The sequence below is a fragment of the Caulobacter sp. 1776 genome, from assembly GCF_040545685.1.
In the GTDB taxonomy this organism is placed as follows: domain Bacteria; phylum Pseudomonadota; class Alphaproteobacteria; order Caulobacterales; family Caulobacteraceae; genus Caulobacter.
In genome coordinates, this window is the sequence record NZ_JBEPMI010000005.1 from 304,513 (window position 1) to 322,297 (window position 17,785).

20 protein-coding genes and 2 tRNA genes are annotated in these 17,785 nt (G+C 67.8%); 12 read left to right on the forward strand and 10 right to left on the reverse strand.

The window, feature by feature from the left end:
* Nucleotides 1-65: 65 nt before the first annotated feature.
* Genes ABIC66_RS15150 through ABIC66_RS15160 form a run of 3 tightly spaced genes read right to left on the reverse strand, consistent with a single transcriptional unit; the run spans nt 66 to nt 1,782 of the window.
* The gene (locus ABIC66_RS15150) at nt 66-626 is read right to left on the reverse strand and encodes a demethoxyubiquinone hydroxylase family protein (RefSeq protein ID WP_354071107.1); all 561 of its coding nucleotides are present in this window, start codon (nt 624-626) and stop codon (nt 66-68) included.
* Nucleotides 623-1,177 carry a disulfide bond formation protein B gene (locus ABIC66_RS15155; protein ID WP_354071108.1) on the reverse strand — a complete coding sequence of 185 codons (555 nt, stop codon included), beginning with the start codon at nt 1,175-1,177 and terminating at the stop codon, nt 623-625. The genes ABIC66_RS15150 and ABIC66_RS15155 overlap by 4 nt, the downstream gene beginning before the upstream one ends.
* A complete protein-coding gene (locus ABIC66_RS15160) occupies nt 1,174-1,782 on the reverse strand; it encodes a YqaA family protein (RefSeq protein WP_354071109.1) in 609 nt (202 codons plus the stop codon). The genes ABIC66_RS15155 and ABIC66_RS15160 overlap by 4 nt, the downstream gene beginning before the upstream one ends.
* A 239-nt stretch (nt 1,783-2,021) precedes the next feature.
* Here ABIC66_RS15160 and ABIC66_RS15165 point away from each other — a divergent pair, with 239 nt between their 5' ends.
* The 4 genes from ABIC66_RS15165 (at nt 2,022) to ABIC66_RS15180 (ending at nt 4,163) form a co-directional block, all read left to right on the forward strand.
* Nucleotides 2,022-2,270 carry a DUF3297 family protein gene (locus tag ABIC66_RS15165; protein WP_354071110.1) on the forward strand — a complete coding sequence of 83 codons (249 nt, stop codon included), beginning with the start codon at nt 2,022-2,024 and terminating at the stop codon, nt 2,268-2,270.
* 29 nt (nt 2,271-2,299) lie between these two features.
* Nucleotides 2,300-2,542, forward strand: a complete 243-nt coding sequence (locus ABIC66_RS15170) for a hypothetical protein (RefSeq protein WP_354071290.1) — start codon at nt 2,300-2,302, stop codon at nt 2,540-2,542.
* Between the two features lie 87 nt (nt 2,543-2,629).
* On the forward strand, nt 2,630-3,400 hold the full coding sequence (locus ABIC66_RS15175) for a hypothetical protein (protein ID WP_354071111.1): 771 nt from the start codon (nt 2,630-2,632) through the stop codon (nt 3,398-3,400).
* 253 nt (nt 3,401-3,653) lie between these two features.
* The gene (locus ABIC66_RS15180) at nt 3,654-4,163 is read left to right on the forward strand and encodes a MarR family winged helix-turn-helix transcriptional regulator (RefSeq protein WP_354071112.1); all 510 of its coding nucleotides are present in this window, start codon (nt 3,654-3,656) and stop codon (nt 4,161-4,163) included.
* Here ABIC66_RS15180 and ABIC66_RS15185 read toward each other — a convergent pair.
* Entirely contained in the window at nt 4,150-5,139 is a 990-nt protein-coding gene (locus ABIC66_RS15185) for a P1 family peptidase (RefSeq protein WP_354071113.1), read from the reverse strand. The two genes, ABIC66_RS15180 and ABIC66_RS15185, sit on opposite strands and share 14 nt — an antisense overlap.
* A gap of 100 nt (nt 5,140-5,239) precedes the next feature.
* Here ABIC66_RS15185 and ABIC66_RS15190 point away from each other — a divergent pair.
* Nucleotides 5,240-5,324 (forward strand) — tRNA-Leu (locus ABIC66_RS15190).
* Between the two features lie 27 nt (nt 5,325-5,351).
* On the opposite strand, the gene ABIC66_RS15195 is transcribed toward ABIC66_RS15190, so the two are convergent.
* Entirely contained in the window at nt 5,352-6,263 is a 912-nt protein-coding gene (locus ABIC66_RS15195) for a LysR substrate-binding domain-containing protein (protein ID WP_354071114.1), read from the reverse strand.
* A gap of 115 nt (nt 6,264-6,378) precedes the next feature.
* Here ABIC66_RS15195 and ABIC66_RS15200 point away from each other — a divergent pair, with 115 nt between their 5' ends.
* A complete protein-coding gene (locus ABIC66_RS15200) occupies nt 6,379-7,206 on the forward strand; it encodes an oxidoreductase (protein ID WP_354071115.1) in 828 nt (275 codons plus the stop codon).
* On the opposite strand, the gene ABIC66_RS15205 is transcribed toward ABIC66_RS15200, so the two are convergent.
* Both ABIC66_RS15205 and msrB read right to left on the reverse strand, forming a co-directional pair.
* On the reverse strand, nt 7,203-7,805 hold the full coding sequence (locus ABIC66_RS15205) for an alpha/beta hydrolase (protein ID WP_354071116.1): 603 nt from the start codon (nt 7,803-7,805) through the stop codon (nt 7,203-7,205). The two genes, ABIC66_RS15200 and ABIC66_RS15205, sit on opposite strands and share 4 nt — an antisense overlap.
* 124 nt (nt 7,806-7,929) lie before the next feature.
* On the reverse strand, nt 7,930-8,409 hold the full coding sequence (gene msrB, locus ABIC66_RS15210) for a peptide-methionine (R)-S-oxide reductase MsrB (protein ID WP_354071117.1): 480 nt from the start codon (nt 8,407-8,409) through the stop codon (nt 7,930-7,932).
* Nucleotides 8,410-8,463: 54 nt separating this feature from the next.
* Here msrB and ABIC66_RS15215 point away from each other — a divergent pair, with 54 nt between their 5' ends.
* Nucleotides 8,464-9,042 (forward strand): type 1 glutamine amidotransferase family protein, encoded by a 579-nt coding sequence (locus ABIC66_RS15215; protein WP_354071118.1) that lies wholly within the window; start codon nt 8,464-8,466, stop codon nt 9,040-9,042.
* Here the strand turns inward: ABIC66_RS15215 and ABIC66_RS15220 are convergent.
* Nucleotides 9,035-9,535, reverse strand: coding sequence for a GlcG/HbpS family heme-binding protein (locus ABIC66_RS15220; RefSeq protein ID WP_354071119.1), 501 nt, complete (start codon nt 9,533-9,535; stop codon nt 9,035-9,037). The two genes, ABIC66_RS15215 and ABIC66_RS15220, sit on opposite strands and share 8 nt — an antisense overlap.
* Nucleotides 9,532-13,458, reverse strand: a complete 3,927-nt coding sequence (locus ABIC66_RS15225) for a LamG-like jellyroll fold domain-containing protein (protein WP_354071291.1) — start codon at nt 13,456-13,458, stop codon at nt 9,532-9,534. The genes ABIC66_RS15220 and ABIC66_RS15225 overlap by 4 nt, the downstream gene beginning before the upstream one ends.
* 22 nt (nt 13,459-13,480) lie before the next feature.
* Here ABIC66_RS15225 and ABIC66_RS15230 point away from each other — a divergent pair, with 22 nt between their 5' ends.
* From ABIC66_RS15230 to ABIC66_RS15240, 3 genes are all read left to right on the forward strand, one after another.
* Nucleotides 13,481-15,487 (forward strand): acetyl-CoA carboxylase biotin carboxylase subunit, encoded by a 2,007-nt coding sequence (locus ABIC66_RS15230; RefSeq protein ID WP_354071120.1) that lies wholly within the window; start codon nt 13,481-13,483, stop codon nt 15,485-15,487.
* A 44-nt stretch (nt 15,488-15,531) separates the two neighbouring features.
* A complete protein-coding gene (locus ABIC66_RS15235; RefSeq protein ID WP_354071121.1) occupies nt 15,532-16,026 on the forward strand; it encodes a DUF805 domain-containing protein in 495 nt (164 codons plus the stop codon).
* Nucleotides 16,027-16,107: 81 nt separating this feature from the next.
* On the forward strand, nt 16,108-16,512 hold the full coding sequence (locus tag ABIC66_RS15240; RefSeq protein ID WP_354071122.1) for a DUF805 domain-containing protein: 405 nt from the start codon (nt 16,108-16,110) through the stop codon (nt 16,510-16,512).
* On the opposite strand, the gene lipB is transcribed toward ABIC66_RS15240, so the two are convergent.
* Nucleotides 16,509-17,243, reverse strand: a complete 735-nt coding sequence (gene lipB / locus ABIC66_RS15245; protein ID WP_354071123.1) for a lipoyl(octanoyl) transferase LipB — start codon at nt 17,241-17,243, stop codon at nt 16,509-16,511. The genes ABIC66_RS15240 and lipB overlap by 4 nt on opposite strands.
* A gap of 17 nt (nt 17,244-17,260) precedes the next feature.
* Here lipB and ABIC66_RS15250 point away from each other — a divergent pair, with 17 nt between their 5' ends.
* Entirely contained in the window at nt 17,261-17,566 is a 306-nt protein-coding gene (locus ABIC66_RS15250; protein ID WP_354071292.1) for a FliM/FliN family flagellar motor switch protein, read from the forward strand.
* An 86-nt stretch (nt 17,567-17,652) separates the two neighbouring features.
* A tRNA-Leu gene (locus ABIC66_RS15255) sits at nt 17,653-17,737 on the forward strand.
* Nucleotides 17,738-17,785 lie beyond the last annotated feature (48 nt).

The window sequence follows — 17,785 nt, forward strand, 5'->3', positions numbered from 1 at the left end:
CCCCCAACACGGTCTTGTTGGGGGGTATCGGTAGGCCCGCGCGAGGCGGCCGCCAAGCTCTGGCGTCAGATCTTCTCGCTGATCTTGATGGCCGCGCGGCAGCCGGCCTGGATCACGGCCGTCAGCAGCGGATAGGCGGTCGCCTCGTGGGCGCCTTCCTCGATGGCGAGGTCGCGATGCGCCAGCTCGTCGTCGCGGAACTGGGTCAGCTCGGCGGCAAGGGCCGGATCGCGGCCCTTCAGCTCCTCGATCTGACCGGCATAGTGCTGCTCGATCACGTTCTCGACCGCCTCGGTGCAGGCGTGGGCGGCTTTGTCGCCCAGCAGAGCGGTGCCGGCGCCGAGCGCGAAGGCCGCGGCGCGCCAGACCGGCGACATCAGGGTCGGACGGACGTTGCGCTCGGTCAGCAGTTCGTTGAAGCGGCTCAGATGGACCTGTTCGTGGCCTTCCATCTCCTGCAGCTGGTTGGCGATGCGCTCGCGGCCGGGGCTGGCGCGCATCACCGCGGCCTGGCCGCGATAGATGTGGACGGCCGCCAGCTCGCCGGCCTGGTCCACACGCAGGATCTCGGCGAGGCGGGCGCGCACGGCGCCCTGGCCGGGACGGGGCGGAACCGGCTTGGTCATCGGAGCGTCTCCGACTTACGCAGGCCCGCCAGGACTGACCAGACGGCCAGCTTCAGCGAAACTAGCGCATTCCAGCCGGCCATCGACAAGCCCAGGAACACCCAGGCGGCCTTGTCGCACATCGGCGGCTTGATCTTCATCGTGCCGTTCAGCATGGCCGACAGGTCGGTCGCGCTGGCGACCCCCGCGCCCGTGCAGGTGGTCGGACCCGGCCACCACTTCCACTCGACGCCGGCATGGAACACGGCCAAGCCCGCGCCATACAGGAAGATCGCGGCCAGCAGCAGGTTGACCGGCGCGCGCAGGCGGCTCGCCAGCGGCGTGTGCTGAAGGCCGAAGCCGACCAGGCCGACCGCTCCGGCGACCCAGTAGACTTCGCGCGCCTTCAGACACAGGTGGCAGGGCGCGAGGTGGCCGAATGTCTCGAAGCCGTGGGCGATGGCCAGCATTAGGGCGCTGGACAGGAACGCGACCAGCGGCCAGTGGCGCGTGACGAGGTCATAGACCCGGCCGATAAACCCCTCGGCCTTGGAATGTTCAGTCGTCGTCATGCGGCGCAAGCTCCACCATGTCCGCCCCCACCGATGAAGTGGCTGGCGGTCAGGCCGATAACAAGGAGCGCGATCAAAATTCCGGCGAACAGCGCCAAGCGACGCTCGACGACCGGCAGCAGCGCCGGCCCGAACTTCTTGATGATGAAGGCCACCAGGAAGAAGCGCGCGGCCCGCGTCACGGCCGAGGCGGCGATGAAGATCGGGAAGCTGAACGCGGCCAGGCCCGAGGCGATGGTCACCAGCTTGTAGGGGATCGGGGTTAGGCCCTTGGCCAGGATTACCCAGACGCCGTATTTGCCATACCAGCACTGGAACTGCTCGAGACCGCCGGCGTGGCCGGTCGCGGCCATCATCCACAGGCCGAAATCGCGCAGGAAGAAGCCGATCGCATAGCCCAGGCAGCCGCCCAGAACCGAGGCGATCGTGCAGATCAGGGCGTAGCGCCAGGCCTTCTCCGGCTTGGCCAGACACATCGGCGCCAGCATCACGTCCGGCGGGATCGGAAAGAACGAGCTCTCGGCGAACGAAACGGCGAACAGGCTCAGCGGAGCGTGACGGGAAGCGGCCAGGCCCATGACCCAGTCGTAGAGGCGACGCAGCATGCGGACTCCGAGGAACGTGTTGCGCGTTGCTAGCAGGGGAGAGCGAGCTTGTCCGCAAGGATGTCGGCGCGCGTCTTCCCGCCCGCGCGCCGAACCACGGCCGCCGCCCGGTCAAGGAAGGCCAGCAGGACCGATCGGAAAAGGGTGGCGAGTCGCCCGGAGTTGGCGTTTCCGCGTTTCGTGGCTATGACCGCCGGCCAAGACATGGGGCCGCGCGGCCCAGACGAAAGCTGAAGACCATGAGCGATACGCCTCCCGACCGCCTGTCCGTCAATCCCGACAGCCCGCACTACAACGCCGATCTGCTGGAGCGCGGCATCGGCATCCGCTTCAAGGGCGTCGAGAAGACCAATGTCGAGGAATACTGCATCAGCGAGCGCTGGGTGCGGGTGGCCGCCGGCAAGACGCTGGATCGCAAGGGCAACCCGATGACCATCAAGCTGCAGGGCGACGTCGAGGCCTATTTCCGCGACACGGCCGAAGCTTAGGGCGCGTGAGCGATTCCGACCTCGAGGCGATGGCGCGCGACGAGCTTTCGCGCGCCGTGACCCTGCGCTGGCAGGACCTGAAGGGGGTCGTCCCGTGGGGTGACACCTTCGAGGGCATCTCACCGGCCGGTCGCTATGTCGAGGTGGAGCGCAACTATATCTGGGCCTCGGAAGAGGGCGGCGACATTCTCTGCGAGGTCACCGTCTATGGCGGGCCGTCGCGCTACGACAGCGGCGCCAAGGTCACGAGCGTCATTTCTCGCCCGTCTTGAGCAGCTTGGCCGTGCATCGATAACGCTGTTGCGTTAACCATGGTCGACGCTATCGACGCGTGGCGTGTGGGGCCAAGGGGGACCGCCGTGTACCAGTCTGAATTTCCGGTCGATCAGCCGGTGCCGGTGTTCGATCCGACCCTGGTGTTCCTGTTGATCCTGGCGGGCCTCGCGATCGCGGCCCTGGCCTTCTTCGCGGGCCGCCTGACCGGTCGCGGCGACAGAGGCGAGAAGCGCGGCGAGGCGCCCAGGATCATCCACGAGGCGGTGAAGGCCAAGTGCGTGTCGGCCAGCAGCGCCCATTCCGGCGAGCTGGTGGTCAAGGCTCAGGACCTGATCGACGAAGTTCGCTTGCGTATCGGCCCGGTGCTGGCGTTCGGCGGTCCGTCGGCCAAGGCCTTCGAACACCTGGCCAAGGCCATGAAAGGCGATCCGCCCGAAGAGAAGAAGGACGACAAGCAAGGCGGCCATGGCGGCCACGGGCATGGCAAGGACCAGGATAAGGCCCACGGCGGCCAAGGCCACGATTCGAATGGCCACGGTGAGTCCAAGGACCACGGCGGCGCCGAGGTCGGCGTCCTGACCCGCAATCTGACGATTCTCGCGCCCCAGACGGTGGTGATCGCCCATCCGCAAAAGCCCGATCCGCACGGCCACGAGGACCACGGCCACAAGGACGAAGCGCCTAAGTCCTTGGATCACAAGGAATACATGCAGCAGCTGCGTCTGGCGGTGGCCGAGTTCTCGGACTTCTGGAACCGTCCCAACTGCCTGCGCGAGATCGAGGACTGCCAGAAGGTCCTGACCGAGACCAAGCCGCTGCCGAAGCTGAAACTGCGAGTTTCGGAGTTCGATTGATCGTCTCCAGATACGTCTGGGGGCATAAGAACGCCGTTCAGGAAGGCGAGACGACTATTCGCTGCCCAAGCGGCGTGCGAAACTGACCGTTCGTTCGAGCGAACTCGTCGAGGCGTTGAGCCAGCGGCGCGGAGCGCTCACACCAAGACAGAGCGCGGGGGCCGCAACGCCAAGGCCCGACAGGCGCGAGACGGACTGGCGAAGGCCGCTCCTCCTTGAAGGCGGCCACGCCTGGGAGGACGAAAGGAAGGGCATGACCGCGACGGTCTCTCCGATCACCCCTGGCGCGTCCGAAGCGCCTGAAACCGGCGTCAGCCTGGCGGACTACGTCCCCTATCGTCTGGCCACCGCTTCGGCGGCGGTCAGCCGGCTGATCGCCCGCGCCTACGAGGATCGTTTCGGCCTGACCATCCCGCAGTGGCGGCTGATGTCGGTGCTGGCCGAGGGCAACCTGACTCCGCACACCGCCGTCACTCGCACGGCCATGGACAAGGTCCGGGTGAGCCGAGCGGCGCAGGAGCTGGTGGTCCGCCGGCTGGTGGCCCGCACCACGGTGCGCTCGGACCGCCGCTCTCACACCCTGGAGCTGACGGCCGCCGGTCGGCGCCTGTACGCCGAGATCGCGCCGCTGGCCCTGGCCTATGAGGCGACCCTGCTGGCGGGCCTGGCCCCCAGCGAGGTGGCGATGTTCAAGCGCTTGCTGGATCACCTCGAACACGCCGCCATTCAGCTGACAGGCGGCGAGACGATCAGTCCTCCCTAGCCTGGTGGACCGCGCGGGCGATCGCGCGCGCCAGGCAATCGGCGGCCGCCGCGCCGATACGGGCGCGAATGACGCCGCGCATGGGGCCGTCGCCTAGCGGCGTCGCACCCGAGGCCAGGGCGAAGACGACATCGCCATCGAACGGGGTGTGCGAGGGGCGCACCGCGCGGGCCATGCCGTCATGGGCCATCATCGCCGTGCGCTGGGCCTCGGCGGTGGTGAGATCGGCGGTGGTCGCGACGACGGCCAAGGTGGTGTTGGCGCCGGCCTTCAGTCGCGCGGCCAGCTTGGAATCATCGGGAATCGGCTCGATTGCGGTCGGCATCGCGCCCGGTCGCCCGCCGCCGAACTCGCCGTCGATCTCGAACGGCCAGGCCCAGAAGGTCTCGCCGTCGGGCATGTAGGGCGAGCCGACCGGATTGGCCGCCACCAGCGCCGCGACGATCAGCCCATCGCCCAGGTCCAGCGATGCCGAGCCCAGGCCGCCTTTGCGCACGCCGGCCATCGCACCGCGACCGGCGCCGACCGAGCCCAGCGCGAAGTCCTCGCCAGCGGCCTCGACAGCCTTCATGCCCAGTTCGCGATAGGGCGGTGATAGTCCCCAGGCCTTGTCGCCGCCATTGCCTAGGTCGTGCAGCGCCGCCGCCGGCACGATCGGAATGGCCGGCGTACCCTCCGCGATCCGCAGACCCACGTCGCGGGCCGACAGCGCCGTCGCCACGCCGTCGGCCGCGCCTAGACCGAACACCGAGCCGCCGGAGAAGCAGATGGCGTGGGCCTTGGAGAAGCTGTTCTCGGGGCGCAGGGTGTCGGTCTCGCGCACCGCCGGTCCGCCGCCACGCACGTCGACGGCGGCCGTCCAGGCCTCGGGGCACAACACGACCGTGACGCCGGTGCGAACCGCCTCGTCCTCCACGCAGCCGACCAACAGGCCAGGGACGTCGGTGATCAGATTGCGAGGGCCAGGCTTGGGCATCGAGAATCTCCGTGTGGACGGATGCTAAACCCGTGGTCGCGAGACTGGAATTCGCCGGCGACGCCTGCTAGGAAGACCACCCTTCGCGCAAGCGAAGCCTGCGGGCGTGGTGAAACTGGTAGACGCGCCGGACTCAAAATCCGGTTCCGAAAGGAGTGTCGGTTCGACCCCGACCGCCCGCACCAACTCTTTCCTCAAGTCGACACCTGGCCTCAAGTCGAGACTTGGCTAGCCAGCCGCGCGCGGGCCAGGTCGATGAATGCCCGCAGCTTCGGGGCCTCGGCCGCGCGGCGCGGGAAGTACAGGAAGAGGCCGGGCTCCTCGATCGCGGTGGCCGGCAGCACCTGACGGACCTGGCCCGAGGCGAGGGCGCGGCGGGCGGTGTGCTCGAACATGTAAGCGATCCCGACGCCGGCGACGGCGAGCTCCAAGGCCGCCAGCGGATCCGTGACCCGCGCCGGGCCGCTGACCGAGATCGAGACGTCGCGGCCCTGATCCAGCAACTCCCAGGCGTAGGCGGCGCCGGAGGCCAGCTGACGGTAACCGATGCAGGCGTGGCTCTGCAGGTCGGCGATGGTCCGGGGCTCGCCGGCGCGGGCCAGATAGGTCGGGGAGGCAACCATGATCACCTTCAGCGGCGGGGTCAGACGGACGGCGACCATGTCCTCGGCGATCATCTCTCCCAGGCGCACGCCCGCATCGTAGCCCTGCGCGACGATATCGATCGAGGCGTCCTCGCTGACGACCTCCACCGTGAGATGCGGATGGCGAATCGCCGAGGCGGCCAGCAGATCGGTCAGCACGATTGGGAAGGCGATCCGCGGGGCGTTGATCTTGAGCGTGCCGGTCACGCGACCGCGCTGGGCCTGGGCGGCCTCGAACGCCTCGCGGATCTGGTCGAGCGCCGGGGCCGTCTGGTCGAGGAACCGCTGGCCGGCCTCGGTCACAGCGACGCTGCGAGTGGTGCGGGCGAAGATCGGCGTCTTCAGGCGCTCCTCGACCATGCGCACGGCGTGGCTGACCGCCGAGGCGCTGAGGTCAAGCTCAGCCGCGGCCGCGGCGAAGCTCTTGCGACGCGCCACGCAGGCGACGACGGGCAGATGAAGCAGGAGGTCGCGATCCATTGTGCGATCATATCGCATAATCTAAGCGATATGATCCCAATTATCGTTCTGATTGTCTCGATGCATCTTTCGAACAACGGCGCTGCGGCGCTCTACGGTTCGAAGGAGAACGGACATGTCTCAGCAAGTGTGGTTCGTCACCGGCGCGTCCAGCGGTTTCGGCGAGGCGTTCGCCCGCTACGCCATCGCCCAGGGGCACAAGGTCGTCGTGACCGCCCGTAGCCTCGACAAGCTGGCCGCCATCGCCGCCAAGGCCCCCGATCAGGTGCTCGCCCAGCCCCTCGACGTCACCAAGGCCGGCGACGCGGAAGCCGCCGTCAAGGCGACGCTAGATCGCTTCGGCCGCATCGACGTACTGATCAACAACGCCGGTTTCGGCGTCGTCGGGGCGGTCGAAGAGACGCCGATGAACGAGCTGCGCGCCCAGATGGAGACCAACTTCTTCGGCGCGGTAGCGGTGATCCAGGCGACCCTGCCCACCTTCCGGGCCCAACGCTCGGGCGCGATCGTCAATATCTCCAGCCTGGGCGGCCAGCTGTCGCTGCCGGGCTTCGGCGCCTACAGCGCCAGCAAGTTCGCGCTGGAGGGGGTCTCCGAGGCCCTGGTCGCCGAGATGGCGCCGTTCGGGGTCAAGGTGCTGATCGTCGAGCCGGGCTCGTTCCGCACCAATCTGGCCGGCGGGGCGATGCGGCACATGCCCGCCCTGGACGCCTATGCCGAGACGGTGGGGGCGACCCGCGACTTCGCCCATGCGATGCACGACAACCAGCCCGGTGATCCGGCCAAGGTCGCCCCGGCCGTCGCCAAGGCCCTGGCGGCCGACGTCACGCCGCTGCGCTTGCAACTGGGCGCGGACGCCGTCGACATGGTCCGAACCCATGCTCAAAAGCTGCTGGCCGACCTGGAGGCCTGGGCCCCGGTCGCCCTGGATACCGCCCTCTAGAGGCGACGGGTCGTCTCGACCCGGTCGATCAGGCCGCGCAGCAAGGCGCGGCCTTTCATCCAGGCCCCGTGGCCGGACTCGACGTTGATGTGGCCGGCGCGACCCAGATCGACGAATTCCGAACCCCAGCCGCGCGCGAAAGCTTCGGCCCGCGCGATCTCGACATAGGGATCGTCGCGGCTGGCCACGACCAGGCTGGGGAAGGGTAGGCGCTGACGGGGAATCGGCGAGAAGCCGACCAGCAGGCGGCCAGCCGGGCCCTCGCGATTGACATCGGCCGGCGCCACCAGCATGGCGCCGCCGACCCCACGTCCGCCCGTCACCTGGGCGAAGTGGGCGACCAGGGCGCAGCCCAGGCTGTGCGCCACCAGGACCGCGCCAGGCCGCTGGCGCACCGTCTCGGCCAGGCTGATCATCCAGTCGCCCAGCAGGGGGCGTTCCCAGTCCTGCTGGTCGACCCGCTCTGCGCGCGGCAACTCACGCTCCCAGTGGCTCTGCCAGTGGTCGGGCCCGGAATTGTAGAGGCCCGGCACGATCAGGATCGGCGGATCGTCACGATCGCGGCGACGGACTTCGGAGAAGAAGGGGGCGGGGGTCATCGTGCTCTCAGGGCGTCAGGCCGTCGAGCCGCAGATAGACCCGGTCCCGCCGCGGCGCTCAATTCATATCAACTGGATAGGAATTCAGAAAAGCTGAGGCGAAACCGGGAATCTAGATCGGAACCTATCCGATCCGATCGCCGCGATGCAGCGGGTCGGGCAGGGGATCGCCGGCCTTCACGAACTGCAGCGACACCGAATTGATGCAGTAGCGCAGCCGCGTCGGGGCCGGGCCGTCCGGGAAGACGTGGCCCTGGTGGCTGTCGCAGCGGGCGCAGCGGGTCTCGATGCGGACCATGCCGTAGGAGTCGTCGCGGATGCCGACCACATGGTCCTCGGCGAACGGGGCGTAGAAGCTGGGCCAGCCGGTGCCGCTTTCGAACTTGGTCTCGTGCTTAAACAACGGCAGGCCGCAGAGACGGCAGGCATAGACGCCCGGGCTCTTCTCGCCTAGCAGGCCGCCGCAGAACGGAGCCTCGGTGCCATGGTGCAGAAGGACGCGCGCCTCTTCGGCCGTCAGGTCGGCCTCCAGGCGTTCGCGTTCGGCTTCCGTCGGCGGCGTGAGGTCGAAACCGACGGTTGAAAGGATGGCTGCGTCTGTCATGAACGCCAATGTAAGCGCTCGCGCGTTGATCCGGTAGTGAACTGGGAGATCCCAATGACCGTCGCCGTCGCCTTTTTGCAGCCGGGCTGGGCCGATTGGGAGGCCGGTGGCGTGCTGGTCCTGCTGCGCGAGCATCTGAAAGTCCAGATCGAGATCGCCACCCCGACCGGCGATCCGGAGACCTCGATCGGCGGCGTGCTGGCCGCGGCGGACTATCGCTTCGACGATCCGGTGCTCAGCGACGCCGACGTCTATATCCTGATCGGCAGCGACGAATGGTCCAAGGGCGAGAACCCGGCGATCACGGCGCTGATCCGCCAGGCCTTCGCCGACGGCAAGATCGTGGCCGGTATTTGCGCCGGCACAACCGCCCTGGCTCACGCCGGATTGTTCGAGGGGCGCAAGCACACCTCGAACGGCAAGGACTGGCTGGAGGGCGTTGTCCCCGGCTACGCCGGCGCGGACCACTATGTCGACAGCGCCAGGGCGGTGACCGACGGCGAGCTGGTCAGCGCCTCGGGCCTGGCCCCGGTGACCTTCGCCGCCGCTGTCGCGCGTCTGGTCGCGCCCGAGGCGGAGGACATGATCGCGGGCTACGAGGCGATGTTCGCCCGCGAGTTCGCGGCTACTTGAGCGCCGCGGCCCCCGCGCGCGCCACCTGGCCGTCCTGGGCGCCGGAGCCGCCCGAGACGCCGATCGCGCCGATGATCTTGCCGTCGACCAGCAGCAGTTCGCCGCCTTCGACCGCCGTCGCGCCGGTGAAGATCGAATTCAGCGTCCCGGCCTTCACCGCCTCCTGGAAGTAGGACGACGGCCGGCGGAAGTTGGCCGCGGTCTGGGCCTTCTTCAGCGCCACCTCGTTCGAGCCGTACTGCGTGCCGTCCATCTTCTGGGACATCACCGGCTGGCCATTGGGCTCCAGCACGACCATGACCATGGTCCAGCCGTTCTTGCGCGCCTCGGCCTCGGCGGCCGCGACCACGGTCTTGGCCTCGGCCAGGGTGACGATGTGGGCCGAGTAGGGCGGCTGCGGCGCCGGCGCCGCGGCCGGAGCCGTCGTCTGGGCCAGGGCCGAACCGCCGGCCATCAGGAGACCAGCAGCGATCAGAGCAAGCGGCTTTCTCATGGCAAGACGACCTCGTCGTTCAGGGCGGTGTTCTGGGGCTGGGTGGAGGCGATGCGGACCCGCAGGCCCGAAGCCTTCGTGCCGGCCGGGATCTTCAGCTTCACGGTAGCGATCTTCGGCGACAAGTCGACCGGCGCCTTGAGGGCCGGAATGGCGGCGCCATCCACCACCTTGCCCGAGGCGTCGACCAGTTCCAGCTTGGCCGCCGTCGCGTCCTGGGCGCCCAGGCTGTGGACCTTGGCGGTGACTGCCGAGCCCTTCACCGAGACATCGCCACGCCCGACGCCGAGATCGGCGCGCTTGGCCGGATCGTCGCCGGCCTTGGTTAGCTTCATGTCGATGACCGTGGTCTGGCGCGGAGCCAGGGTGACCTTGGTCCCCAGGCTGCGTTCGAACGGCAAGGCGCGGGTCTCGCCCGCGCCGTCGATCGCGTCGTCGCCATTGGCGTCGAGGCCCTGGACCAGGCTCCACTGACCAGGCGCGACGTTCCAGCCGGTCATGGTCGCCGTCACCGGCTTGTCGGTGGTGTTGTAGGCGATGACCTTGAAGCCGGTCTTGGTCGCGTCCTTGACCAGCAGCGCCACGTCCGCGCCGTCGGCGTTGTCGAAGCGCCAGGAGACCGTATGGCCCGGCGTCATCTGACTGCGCTTGTTGGCGATGCCGCCCAGGCGCGAGCGTTGCAGGATGTCGGACGGGAGCTCCACGCGGTCCGACCACCAATGGCCTTCGGTGTGCATGTACATGTGCTGGGCGTTGAACTGGATCTCGTCGGCGTAGAGCGCCTCGAGGTATTTCTTGTCGCCGGTCAGGCTCCAGGCCGCGTAGCGCTCCAGGGACCCGCCCTTGGCCGCCAATTTGACGATGGCGTCCTTGTTGGCCTCGCCCAGGTTCATGGCCGTCAGCGCGTTCTCGTTGATGCTGCTGAGCGACTTGATGCCGTTCTTGGCCATCCGCCAGTTGATCGGGGCCAGGTACTTCTTGTCGCCGGTCAGGCGCCAGGCCGCCCAGAACACCTGGAACGGACCGTCCGCGCCGGAGCCCTGCAGCACCGTGCCGCCGCGCTCGGCGTCGCTGCGCCAGTTGATTTCGTTGGGGTAGGAGCCGTCCTTGGCCACGTGGGCCAGATAGCCGTCGGCCAGACCGATGATAAGGCCGCGCGCGGTCGGGTCGTTGTTGTAGTCGCTGATCAGGATCGGCGGATGGGTGACGCCGAACGAATACGGCTTCTGCCACTCCCACGGACCTTCGCGGTAGGAGATCTTGCCGCTGTACCAGTTGGTGTTGAAGTGGACGTGGCCGGCCGGGTTCTTGTCGATCACTCGGGGCAGGGCCTTCACGGTGGTGAACAGCCGCTCGACCGCCAGCGGGTCGCCGTAGCTGACGTACATCGCCTCCGAGTTGGAGTTGATGCCTTCCTCGTAGGCGTGCAGCTCGTCGGTCACGATGGTCGAGAGGCCATCGGTGAACATGCCGTTCCTGTAGACCGCGTCGGTCAGGCGGTTCAGCGAGGCCGTGATCTTGTCTGGCTGGACGCCCATCAAAGCGAGGCCCGGCCACTGCTGCAGCAGGTCGGTGTCGTCGGACAGGCCGCCGCCGAAGTCGCCGAAGTCGACCTGGCGCTCATCGATCCACCAGTCGACGAACTTGGCGACCAGCTTCAGGTCCTCGAGCTGGCGGAAGGCCCACAGCGGCGTGTTGTCAGAGGGCTTGGGCTGGTCGAAGGCCGGCCACCCCTGGCTGCCATAGGTGATGTCGCCCCAGTACTCCCGGCCAATCTGGTTGTCGGGGTCGACGCGTAGCAGGTCGGAGATGTCGGCGTACAGGCGGCGATAGAGGCCCTGGCGCTTGGAGGTGGTGTGTTCCTCGACCAGGAAGGCCCAGTTGTCCTTCACCTGGTTCAGGCGGTCGGCGACGTGCTCGGCCTTGGCCTTGTCACGGTCCTTTAGCACCAGGCGGATCTTGGCGCCGTCCAGGGCCTTGGGGCCGAAGTCCGCGCTATCCGCGGCGATGGTCAGGTACAGGCTGTCGGCGGTGAGGATGCGGTCGCGCATGTCCAGCCAGACGGTGCGCGCCTCGCCGGCCTTCGCCGAAACGCTGACGTCGATCATGTTACGGCCCGGCCAGATCGGATCCTTGACCTGGATGTTCAGCGGGATGGTCGCTCCGGCCGCGCCGGGCAGGGCGGGGATATCGATCGCCACGCCGTCCAGGCCGTCGCGGGCGTTCTCCCAGCCGTAGGCCCAGTTGCGGGCCAGCGGCTTGGCGGCCGGGGCGTCGCCGAAGCCCGATGGAATCAGCACGTGGACGATCGGCAGGCCCCTAGTGGCCGGCGAGCCCGTCAGGTCGGTCGCCGGGCGCGGACGCGTGGGCGCGCCTTCCGGGATCGCCACGACCGTCGCGCGCTCGCCCGCCGGATGCCGGCCGGCGATGTAGGCGTTGAGCTCGGCCAGGTTCAGGTAGTCCGGCGCCACGTCGGCCCGGACCGTGTAGCTCATCTTGAACGCGTCCTTGGGCTCGGCGCCGGCGGTCACGTTATAGGCCCAGATCTCCTGGATCGGGGTTTCCTGGGCGACGTTGGTGAAGGTCAGGACGCCGCCCCTGAGCGGTTGGGCCAAGGTGCTGACGGTGCGTTCCTGATCCTTGGCGCGGGTTCCGACGCTCGCGCCCTTGTCGCCGGCCTTGGCGGACCAGCTGAGATCGCCATAGGCCGGGCCTTGGATCTCGATGCGGTTGATCGGCTCGTCGGGCAGGGCCAGGGTCAGCGCCTTGCCACCGTCGACATAGACGTTCCAGTCCGGCAGTTGGAAATAGTCGTTACGGCCGGGCAGGCGCGAGCGGTTGTAGACGCCGGGCCAGGTGGTCTCCTGGATGCCGTCGGTCCCCTTCCACATCCATTCCTTGAGGTCTTTGACGTCCGCGAATTCGACCTTGCGGATCGTGGTCTGGGCGTCGGTCAGGAGGGGCGGAAGATCCTTGTTCCAACCATAGCGCTGCTTCCAGGCGGCGTGGACGGCCGGATCTTCCAGCGTGGCGATCGGCGCGGCGGCGGCCGGCGCCTCGTTGCGGGCCAGGGCGGCGATCGCGTCGGCGGCCAGCGGGCGGTCGTAGACGCGCAGCTCGTCTAGGTCGCCGCCACGGGTGAAGTTGTAGCGGCTCTGCACCTGGTGCGGCGCGACGACACGGCCGGCGACGCCGAACTGGTCGAGGCCGGCGTCATAGACCGCCTTGCCCTCCGCCTTGGCCGCCAGCTTGCCGTCGACATAGAGCTGGACGCCGGTCGTCTCGTCCCAGGTGAAGGCCAAGTGGGTCCAGGCGTCGGCGGCCGGGTTCTTGTCGACCTTGAACGACACCCGGGTGCGAGCCAGGCCGTTGTCGGTCACGAACGCGTCGAAGCCGTGGCCATTCCAGTCGACGCGCAGGAACGCCATGTCCCAGCTGGAGTGGTCGGCGTAGCCAACGCGGAAGATCACGAACGGGGCGACCCCGACCGGATAGCCCGAGCGCCAGAAGAACGAGAGGGTCCCGCGCTGGGCCTGGATGTTGCCGGGCGCGTTCCACGAGACGACGCCGTCGTCCTCGGCATGGAAGCCCTTGCCGGCCTTGCCGTCGGCGATCGGCGTGACTTTGTCGGCGAAGTTGGGGATCGGGTCGCCCTTGGCGACGTCGGCGACCAGACCCTTGTCGCCGGAAACCTTGAACAACAGCGCCGGCTCGGAAGCCGGAGCCGCGGCGGCCGCGTTGGCCAGGATCAGCGCGCACGCCGACCCAAGGAAAATCGCCTTCATGTGACCCGTCTCCTCCCGATGGCGGACATCGCGGTCCATACTCTTGGTAACCGGTGTCATGCCTGGGTCCTGGTGTAGCGCCGTAAGGGCATGCTTGCAAACCCGTGAAGGCCTGATAGGCCATGCTGCAAAGCACAAAAACAATGGGCGGAAGTTGCCAATGTTCTCCAAGATCCTGATCGCCAACCGGGGCGAGATCGCTGTGCGGGTGATCAAGACCTGCCGCCGGCTGGGGATCAAGACGGTGGTCGTCTATTCGGACGCCGACGCGGGCAGCCTGGCCGTCGAGATGGCCGACGAAACCGTGCATATCGGCGCCTCGCCGGCCGCTCAGTCCTATCTCGTCGCCGACAAGATCATCGCCGCCTGCAAGCGGACGGGCGCGGAGGCCGTGCACCCGGGCTTCGGCTTCCTGTCCGAGAACGCCGGCTTCGCCCAGCGCTGCGCCGACGAGGGGATCGTGTTCATCGGCCCCAACCCCGGCGCGATCTCGGCCATGGGCGACAAGATCGAGAGCAAGAAGTTCGCAGCTGCCGCCGGCGTCTCCTGCGTGCCGGGCCACATCGGCGAGATCGCCGACACGGCCGAGGCGGTGAAGATCTCCGAGGAGATCGGCTATCCGGTGATGATCAAGGCCTCGGCCGGCGGCGGCGGCAAGGGCATCCGCGTGGCCTGGAACCGCAAGGACGTCGAGGAGGGCTTTCCGGCCGTCCGCGCCGAGGCCAAGGCCAGCTTCGGCGACGACCGGATCTTCATCGAGAAGTTCATCGAGAGCCCGCGCCACATCGAGATCCAGGTGCTGGGCGACAAGCACGGCAACGTCGTCCACCTGTTCGAGCGCGAGTGCTCGATCCAGCGCCGCAATCAGAAGGTCATCGAGGAAGCCCCGTCGCCCCTGCTGGACGAGGCCACCCGCCAGGCCATGGGCGCCCAGGCCGTCGCCCTGGCCAAGGCGGTGAACTACGACAGCGCCGGCACGGTCGAGTTCGTCGCCGGCCAGGACAAGAGCTTCTTCTTCCTGGAGATGAACACCCGCCTGCAGGTCGAGCATCCGGTCACCGAGCTGATCACGGGCCTCGATCTCGTCGAGCAGATGATCCGCTCGGCCTACGGGGAGAAGATGGCGTTCGGCCAGGACGATCTGAAGATCAACGGCTGGGCCATCGAGAGCCGCATCTACGCCGAGGACCCGTACCGCAAGTTCCTGCCGTCGATCGGCCGCCTGGTCCGCTACGCCCCGCCGGCCGAGGGACAGCGAGATGGACCCCATGGGGGCTACAAGGTCCGCAACGACGCCGGCGTCCGCGAGGGCGACGAGATCTCGATGTTCTACGACCCTATGATCTCCAAGCTCTGCACCTGGGCGCCGACGCGCATCGCCGCTGTCGACGGCATGGGCCGGGCGCTGGAGGACTTCCATATCGAGGGGCTGGGCCAGAACATCCCGTTCCTCAACGCCGTGATGGACCAGGAGCGGTTCCGCTCGGGCGCCCTGTCGACCAACTACATCAAGGACGAGTTCCCCGACGGCTTCCACGGCACGCAGCCCAGCCCAGAGCAACTGGACATCCTGACCGCCGCCGGCGCGGCGATGCAGCGGGTCTACGCCGCCCGCGCCCGCTCCTACGCCAATGGCCTGGCGGGCGCGCCGCGGACCGAGTGGGTGGTGGCCGTCGGCCACGCCAAGCGTCGCGTGAAGGTGAGCGGCGAGGGCGATGTCTCGGTCGCGCTGCTCGATGAGGGGCGGACGCTGTCCCTGACGGACATCGACTGGCGTCCCGGCAAGCCGGTGTTCAAGGCGGCCCTGGGCGGCAAGGCCTTCACGGTGCAGGTCGCCCCGGCGGCCGAGGGCTTCGACATCCGCCACCGCGCCACCAAGGCGCGGGTGCTGGTCCTGACTCCGCGTAGCGCCGACCTGCACGACAAGCTGCCCGAGAAGCAGGCGGCCGACACCTCGAAGCTGGTGCTGTCGCCGATGCCGGGCCTGGTGGTCTCGATGGACGTCGCCGCCGGCCAGCAGGTCCGCGAGGGCGAGGTCGTTTGCGTGCTCGAGGCCATGAAGATGCAGAACATCATCCGCGCCGAACGGGACGGCGTCGTCAAAGCGGTCAACGCCAAGGGCGGCGATCCGGTCGCGGCCGACGAGGTGCTGGTGGAGTTCGCCTGAAGGCAGGGCTTTGCAGCTAGAGGTGGAGCGTCTAGCTTCACCTCATGGCGCGTAAGCTCAATCTTGCCCTCGAGGACTTCTTCAGCTTTGACGGGCGCTTTCGGCGGCTTGAGTTCTGGATCGCCAATCTTGGTCTGTTGCTCCTTCAGATCGCGACCCAGCTCGTCGTCGGGCCGTTCTTCGGCGAATCGCTGTTCAGGGCGGGGCGGCCATCCTGGTTTCGCTTGGCGCTGAATGTGGCCAGCCTCTGGCCGACGGCGGCGATCCTCATCAAGCGTGGCCATGATCGGAACCGATCGGCGCTCTTCACGAGCGGCCTGTTGCTCGTCATCTATATCTTCCCCGAGGTCGGCCTCGTGATGGTGCGCTTCGGGGTGAACCTGATGAACGACTGGCTCAAGATACCGATGGGCTTGGTCGCGATGTACATGCTCATCGACTATGGCTTCATCGACGGCACACAAGGCCCCAACCGTTACGGGCCCTCGCCCAAGGGGATCGGTGCGCCGACGCTGGACGTGGCCGCGACCTTCGACTGAGGCGGCTCTTTCTCCACCGCGACACAGGCTCTAGATTGCCCGCGTCGGCGCGCGGCCGACTCGATGGGCGCAAGGGCGGGCATGAGCGATCGAAGCGAATGGGCGGAACTGTTCCTGTCGGCGAACGGCAGGCTGTCGCGCACGCCGTTTCTGATCGCCGCCGGTGTCCTGATCGGCGTGGCGGTCGTGTACGAGGCCATCGCCGGCTACACCCTGCACTGGCTGACCGGCTGGCTGGTCTATCCGGCCCTGCTGTTCTCGGGCGCCTGCGTGCTGTCCAAACGACTGCACGACCGCGGCCGCTCAGGCTGGTGGGCGCTACTGATCCTGGCGGCGGTGATCGCGGTGTGGCCGCAGCCCGAACACTTCCTCGACTTCATGTTCTCGCTGGTGCTCGTCTGGGCGATCGTCGAGCTGGGCGTGATGGGCGGCGAGCAGGGCGCCAACCGCTACGGCCCCAATCCGCTGAAGACGGTCTCGATCTAGACCGGCGCGCCAGGCGGGGGCGCGTCCTCGACCGGCCCGAACACCTTCTCGAAGCTGGCCTTCAGCGCCGCGTCGGCCTCGTCCAAGGTCACGGGCAGGCCCAGGTCGACCAGGCTGGTCACGCCATGCTCGGTCTGGCCGCAGGGGACGATGCCGGAGAAGTGGCTAAGATCCGGCTCCACGTTCAGGCTGATGCCGTGGAAGCTGACCCACTTGCGCAGCTTCACCCCGATGGCGGCGATCTTGTCCTCGCGGCTCCAGCCCGGGCCCTTGCGCTCGACCCAGACGCCGACCCGGCCGTCGCGCAGCTCGCCGGTGACGTTGAAGGCGGCCAGGGCGTCGATGATCCAGGCCTCCAGCGCCGCGACGAAGGCGCGCACGTCGCGGCCCCGCCGGGTCAGATCCAGCATGACATAGGCCACGCGCTGTCCGGGGCCGTGATAGGTGAACTGCCCGCCGCGCCCGCTCTCGAACACCGGAAAGCGGTCGGGCTCGATCAGGTCGGCGCCCTTGGCCGAAACGCCGGCCGTGTAGAGCGGCGGATGCTCCAGCAGCCAGATCAGCTCGCCCGCAGTCCCGTCGGCGATGGCGGCCGCGCGGGCCTCCATGGCGGCAACGGCTGCCGGGTAATCCACGTAGTCGGTCGAAACCGCCCACCCCACCGGCGCCGCGTCATCGCGGCCCATGGTCGGAAGCCCAGCATTTTCAGGGTTTAACGGGAGAGCAAGCATACGGCCCTAATCTTGCAATCGAGACGCGGCGACCCGGTCGGTCGTTTGAGTCAGTTCAAGGGTCTTACTTCGTGAGCCAGGTCAACGCCGTCAATGTCGAGATCTCGGTCCTGCTGGGCCGCTCGATCCTGCCTATGCAGCAACTTCTGCGCATGGGCCGCGGCGCGGTGATCCCGCTGGACGCCAAGACCAATGACGAAGTGTGGATCCTGGCCAACAACCATCCGATCGCGCGCGGCGAAATCCAGATCAGCGACGACCGCATCGCCATCCAGGTGACCCGCGCGGCCGACGTCTACGACTACATGGCCGGCGGGACCTAATTCGTCGCAGGCTTGGTTTCGCTCATAGCGAAACTTCCGACTTCCCAAAGCCGATTCAGTTTGCTACCTGCCGCCCCTCACCACGAGCGGTCGTGGCGGAATTGGTAGACGCGCAGCGTTGAGGTCGCTGTATCGCAAGATGTGGAAGTTCGAGTCTTCTCGACCGCACCAGTGTTGAACACAGATTAGAGCGCGCCTGGCGAAATCGGTTTCCGACTC